A 6435-nucleotide genomic window follows, 5' to 3' on the forward strand; every position below is an offset into this window, starting at 1 on the left:
ACCATCGGCATGTACGAAACCCCGATCTGGGGTGCCAACGGCTGGCTTGTTCCGCTGGACGATCTGTCGGCAGAATACGATGCCGCAGACATCCTTCCGGCCATGGCCGGTGGCCTTTCGCATGACGGCACGCTTTATGCGGCACCGTTCTATGGCGAAAGCTCCATGGTCATGTACCGCACGGACCTGATGGAAAAAGCCGGTCTGGACATGCCGGAAGCGCCCACATGGGAATTCATCCGTCAAGCTGCAGCTGCCATGACGGACCGCGCCAACGACATCAACGGCATCTGTCTGCGTGGCAAGGCCGGGTGGGGTGAAGGCGGTGCCTTCATCACGGCGATGTCCAACTCCTTTGGCGCACGCTGGTTCGACATGGAGTGGAATGCTCAGTTCGACACGGAACAGTGGGCAAACACCCTGAATTTCTTCAAGGGCATGATGGACGAGTCCGGTCCTTCCGGTTACGCGACGAACGGTTTCAACGAGAACCTGTCGTTGTTCAACCAAGGCAAGTGCGGGATGTGGATCGATGCGACTGTTGCCGCATCCTTCGTGACCGGCGCAGACTCCACCGTTGCTGACTCCGTGGGCTTTGCCTTGGCGCCTGACAATGGTTTGGGCAAGCGCTCGAACTGGCTGTGGGCATGGGCCCTTGCCATCCCGGCAGGCACCCAGAAAGAAGCCGCTGCAAAATCCTTCATCGAGTGGGCCACATCCAAGGACTACATCGAGCTGGTAGCCGCCAAAGAAGGCTGGGCCAACGTCCCTCCGGGCGCACGGACATCTCTGTATGAGAACCCCGAGTACCAGAAAGTTCCGTTCGCAAAGATGACGCTGGACTCGATCCTGTCGGCTGATCCGAACAACTCGACCGTTGAGCCGTCGCCGTATGTTGGCATTCAGTTCGCTGCGATCCCCGAATTTGCCGGTATCGCATCCGAAGTGAGCCAGGAATTCTCGGCCGCCTATGCTGGTCAGCAGACTGTCGAAGAAGCGCTCGCGAAAGCTCAGGCGATCACAACCGAAGCAATGGAAGCCGCCGGCTACCGTTGATCCCCGTGATCGAGTTGGAGAGGGCGGGCATCGCACCGCCCTCTCCCCCCACACCCCAATACACATGTTTTGAACGTGGCCCTATTCTGACAGCGCGGTAGTCTACGCGGGCTGGCAACGGAGGAGATGTATCCCATGGCGACGAAAGCATCCCGATCAGCGGCCCGACTGATGATGGCCCCGGCGGTGATCCTGCTTCTGGGCTGGATGCTGGTTCCGCTGATCATGACCCTCTGGTTCTCGTTCCGAACCTACTTGCCGCTGCGCGGTGGCGATCAGGGTTGGACCGGGTTCGACAACTATGTCCGCTTCGTGAGCTCCAGCGCCTTCTGGCCCGCCGTACAGACCACGTTGATTATCGTTCTGGGTGTGCTGGTCATCACCGTCTGCCTGGGCATCCTTCTGGCGATCCTGCTGGACCAGCCGATGTGGGGACAGGGCATTGTTCGTATTCTGGTCATTGCCCCCTTCTTCGTGATGCCGACCGTGTCCGCGCTGGTCTGGAAGAACATGTTCATGGATCCCGTGAACGGTCTTTTGGCCCATCTGTGGCGCTTCTTTGGGGCCGAACCGGTCAGTTGGCTGTCCGACGCGTCCTTGCAATCGATCATCATGATCGTCAGCTGGCAGTGGCTGCCCTTCGCCACACTGATCCTGCTGACCGCCATCCAGTCGCTTGACAGCGAACAGTTGGAGGCTGCCGAAATGGACGGCGCCCCGGTTCTCAAGCGGTTTTTCTATATCATTCTTCCGCATCTAAGCCGCGCGATCACCATCGTTCTCCTGATCCAGACGATCTTCCTTCTGGCGATCTTTGCCGAGATTTTCGTGACCACGGGCGGCGCGTTCGGAACCCGCACCCTGTCCTACCTGATCTTCCAGCGCGTGCTGGAAAGCCAGAACGTCGGACTTGGTTCAGCCGGTGGTGTCTACGCCATCATCCTCGCCAACATCGTCGCGATCTTCCTGATGCGGATCGTCGGCAAGAACCTGGACAACTGATCATGGCCCGTTCTGTTTCTTCCCGCCGCAAACTGATCAATACCGGCCTTGCCTGGGCGATTGGCTTGCTGATCTTCTTCCCGATCCTCTGGACGATCCTCACCAGCTTCAAGACCGAGGCACAGGCGATCGCCAGCCCGCCGATCTTTCTGGCCTTCGACTGGACAACTGAAAACTACGGCATCGTTATGGAGCGGTCCGACTATGGCCGGTTCCTGATGAATTCGATCATCATCGCCGGAGGTTCGACCATCCTCGGTTTGATCATCGCGGTGCCTGCGGCTTGGTCAATGGCATTTGTGCCGTCACACCGGACCAAGAACATCCTTTTGTGGATGCTGTCGACCAAGATGCTTCCTGCCGTGGGTGTGCTGTACCCGATCTACCTGCTGTTCATTCAGTTGGGACTTCTGGACAGCCGGGCCGGTCTGGTTGTCGTGATGATGCTCATCAACCTGCCGATCATTGTCTGGATGCTGTATACCTACTTCCGCGAAATCCCGGTCGAGATCCTCGAAGCGGCGCGGATGGACGGGGCCACGCTCAAGGAAGAGGTGCTGTATATCCTCACGCCGATGGCGGTTCCCGGTATTGCCTCCACCATGCTCCTGAACTTCATCCTCGCCTGGAACGAAGCCTTCTGGACGCTGAACCTGACGGCCGTCAACGCCGCCCCGCTGACCGCGTTCATTGCCAGCTATTCCAGCCCTGAAGGCCTGTTCTTCGCCAAGCTGAGTGCGGCCTCGACCATGGCCATTGCGCCGATCCTCATCCTTGGCTGGTTCAGCCAGAAACAACTTGTCCGCGGCCTGACCTTCGGCGCCGTCAAATAACGACCTGACACAAGGAACCTGACCCATGGGACAAATCACACTCAAACAGGTCACCAAGAGCTTTGGCGACGTGCAGGTCATCCCCCCATTGGACCTGACCATTGAAGACGGAGAGTTCACCGTGTTCGTCGGCCCCTCGGGCTGCGGGAAATCCACGCTGCTGCGTCTGATCGCCGGGCTTGAGGACATCACCTCCGGGCATATCGAGATTGACGGCAAGGACGCCACCGACGTCGTGCCCGCAAAACGCGGTCTGGCCATGGTGTTCCAGTCCTACGCGCTTTACCCGCACATGTCGGTGCGCAAGAACATCGCCTTCCCGCTGAAGATGGCCAAGATGGACCCAGCCGAGATCGAAAAGCGGATCGCCAACGCCGCGTCTGTTCTGAACCTCACCGATTATCTGGATCGTCGTCCGGGCCAGCTTTCGGGCGGTCAGCGCCAGCGTGTCGCCATTGGCCGCGCGATTGTCCGCGAACCCGCCGCGTTCCTCTTCGACGAACCGCTGTCGAACCTCGACGCCGCCTTGCGCGTCGGCATGCGGCTTGAGATCAGCGAACTGCACGAACGCCTGAAGACCACCATGATCTACGTGACCCACGATCAGGTCGAAGCCATGACCATGGCCGACAAGATCGTCGTGCTGCGTGCTGGCCATATCGAGCAGGTCGGCAGCCCTTTGGAGCTTTACCACAGACCGCGCAACGAGTTTGTGGCCGGCTTCATCGGGTCGCCCAAGATGAACATCTTCGGCGGCGCCGAGGCGCAGAAATACGGTGGCGTGAAGGCAGGCATCCGGCCCGAACATATCGACGTGTCGATGACCGAAGGCACCTGGAAAGGCAAAGTCGGTGTGGCCGAGCATCTGGGGTCTGACACGTTCATCCACGTCCATGACACGGGGTTAGACGACATGGTCACCGTTCGGATCACAGGGGATATTTCCGTGCGCCATGGCGACACGATCTACCTGACGCCGCAACTCGATCAGATGCATAAATTCGACGTTCAGGGGCTTCGCATCGCATGAAACGGCTGGACGGCAAGACGGCATTGATCACCGGCGCAGCGCGTGGCATCGGCCGCGCGTTTGCCGAACGCTATGTCGCAGAGGGCGCGCGCGTCGCGATTGCGGATATCGACATTGCCAGCGCAGAGGAAACCGCCTCGCAGATTGGCGAACGTGCCATCGCGGTGCATATGGATGTGACCGATCAGGCGAGCATCGATGCGGCGGTCTCCGCCAGCGTGGAGCAGCTTGGCCAGATCGACATCCTGATCAACAACGCCGCGATCTTCACCGCCGCCCCGATCACCGAGATCACCCGCGACGATTACGCCCGCACCTTTGACATCAACGTGGCAGGCACCCTGTTCACGTTGCAGGCGGTCGCGAAACACATGATTGACCGTGGTATCAAAGGCCGCATCATCAACATGGCGAGCCAGGCAGGACGCCGCGGCGAACCTCTCGTGGCGGTCTATTGTGCGACCAAAGCGGCGATCATTTCTCTGACCCAATCGGCAGGACTGAACCTGATCGCGCATGGAATCAACGTGAACGCGATCTCTCCGGGTGTCGTCGATGGCGAACACTGGAACGGTGTGGATGCTTTCTTTGCCAAATACGAAAACAAGGCCCCAGGCCAGAAGAAACGCGAAGTCGGTGCCTCTGTCCCCTATGGGCGCATGGGCACGGCAGACGACCTGACAGGCATGGCGGTGTTCCTTGCCAGCGACGATTCCCAATACATCGTCGCACAATGCTACAATGTGGATGGTGGCCAATGGATGAGCTGAAACAGGACAGCCGAAGCAAAGCCGTGGCACTGTCTCTGGCCAATCTGGACATGTTGCCCGAAGGGATTGCCCGCCCGACCTATAAGCGTGCCGACCTGACCCCCGGCATCGTGCATATCGGTCTTGGCAATTTCCATCGTGGCCATCAGGCGTGGTATCTGCACCGGCTGATGCAGCAGGGGCTGGTCCATGACTGGGCGATTATCGGCGCCGGTGTGCGCCCCGGGGATGCGCGGATGCGCGAGCATCTCTTGGCGCAGGATTGCCTGACCACACTGATCGAACTGGACCCCGCTGGCATCTCTGCCGAAGTGATCGGGTCGATGATTGATTTCGTGCCGGTCGAGGATGGGCATGGCGCATTGATCGCCGCGATGTCCGATCCACGCATCCGCATCGTGTCGCTGACTGTGACCGAAGGCGGATATTACCTCGATGCCGGGGGAGCGTTGGACATAGCGCACCCGGACATTCAGCATGACATGTCCCATCCCGACACGCCGCGCACCGCCTTTGGTGCGATGGTCGCGGCATTGCGGGCCCGCAAAAGCGCTGGTCACCCCCCGTTCACCGGGCAGTCCTGCGACAACCTTCAGGGCAATGGCACGATCCTGCGGCAGACCGTTGTCGGGCTCGCCCGTGGCAGCGACCCCGAGCTGGCGGACTGGATCGACAGCGCAGGCCGCTTCCCCAACTCCATGGTCGACTGCATTGTGCCGGCTACAGGTGACGCTGAGCGTCAGCGCGCCCATGATCTGGGCATCGCCGATGCGGTGCCCGTCACACATGAAAACTTCCGCCAGTGGGTGATCGAAGACGCCTTCTGTCAGGGCCGTCCGGACTGGGACAAGGTCGGCGCGACGTTCACACGGGACGTACACAGTTACGAGGCGATGAAGATCCGTATGTTGAACGCCGGGCATCAGGTGTTGGCGAATGCCGGTGAAATCCTCGGCCTGCCGACGATCGCCGCCTGCATGTCTGACCCGCAGATCGCGCCGTTTTTTCAGAAGGTGCAAACCACAGAGATCAGCCCCCATGTGGCGTCCGTGCCGGGCACTCCCCCCGAGGCCTATCTCGCCCTGATCACGCGGCGCTTCTCCAACCCACAAATCCACGACACCACGCGTCGTGTGGCCTTTGACGGCTCATCCCGCCATGCCGGGTTCATCCTGCCGATCCTGCGCGATGCCCTGGCAGCGGGAACACCGATTTCGGGTCTGGCCCTGACCGAAGCCCTCTGGGCGCGCATGTGCTACGGCATACGCGAGGATGGCAGCGAGATCGAAGCAAACGATCCGATCTGGTCAGACCTCGTAAGCGCGGCGCAGCGTGCGCAGACCGAGCCGGCCGCTTGGCTGGCGCAGTCACAGATTTACGGCGACCTTGCGCAGGATATGCAGTTTGCCAAAGCCTTCTCAGACTGGCTGTCGGTCATCTGGAAAGACGGCACCCGAGCGGCACTGGCCGAGTACCTGTCGCGAACCTAAGAATGCAGAGCCGCGCGCGTCGCGGCTCTTTTTTTGTCCGTTGACCGAGTAGCACTTTGCGAAAACGAATCGACGCCCACTCAAACCGGTGTTTGGTGTGCGAAGCGTTGTTGATATTATAAGTTTGGGTTTTCGTTTTAGAGAGATACAGTCACTCTTTACTAGGTTTGGCGATGACCTACTCTCCCACGTCTTGAGACGCAGTACCATTGGCGCGGTGGCACTTAACGGCCGGGTTCGGAAAGGGACCGGGT

6 protein-coding genes and 1 rRNA gene are annotated in these 6435 nt (G+C 60.0%); 6 read left to right on the forward strand and 1 reads right to left on the reverse strand.

Annotated features, from left to right (window positions below; all coding sequences use genetic code 11):
* From JJ869_RS21055 to JJ869_RS21080, 6 genes are all read left to right on the forward strand, one after another.
* On the forward strand, positions 1–1056 hold a 1056-nt coding region (locus JJ869_RS21055), incomplete at its 5' end, for a sugar ABC transporter substrate-binding protein (RefSeq protein WP_292270397.1).
* Between the two features lie 135 nt (positions 1057–1191).
* A complete protein-coding gene (locus tag JJ869_RS21060; protein WP_292270398.1) occupies positions 1192–2058 on the forward strand; it encodes a sugar ABC transporter permease in 867 nt (288 codons plus the stop codon).
* A gap of 2 nt (positions 2059–2060) precedes the next feature.
* Complete coding sequence (locus tag JJ869_RS21065; protein WP_292270399.1) at positions 2061–2891, forward strand: carbohydrate ABC transporter permease; 831 nt, start codon at positions 2061–2063, stop codon at positions 2889–2891.
* A gap of 25 nt (positions 2892–2916) precedes the next feature.
* Positions 2917–3921, forward strand: coding sequence for an ABC transporter ATP-binding protein (locus JJ869_RS21070; protein WP_292270401.1), 1005 nt, complete (start codon positions 2917–2919; stop codon positions 3919–3921).
* Positions 3918–4691, forward strand: coding sequence for an L-iditol 2-dehydrogenase (locus JJ869_RS21075; RefSeq protein WP_292270403.1), 774 nt, complete (start codon positions 3918–3920; stop codon positions 4689–4691). The genes JJ869_RS21070 and JJ869_RS21075 overlap by 4 nt, the downstream gene beginning before the upstream one ends.
* 50 nt (positions 4692–4741) lie before the next feature.
* Positions 4742–6181: a mannitol dehydrogenase family protein gene (locus JJ869_RS21080; protein ID WP_292270406.1), complete on the forward strand. Its 1440-nt coding sequence runs from the start codon at positions 4742–4744 to the stop codon at positions 6179–6181.
* Between the two features lie 165 nt (positions 6182–6346).
* On the opposite strand, the gene rrf is transcribed toward JJ869_RS21080, so the two are convergent.
* Positions 6347–6435, reverse strand: a 5S ribosomal RNA gene (rrf, locus tag JJ869_RS21085); the annotation flags it as partial.

The organism is Marivita sp., assembly GCF_017643905.1.
Lineage (GTDB): Bacteria > Pseudomonadota > Alphaproteobacteria > Rhodobacterales > Rhodobacteraceae > Marivita.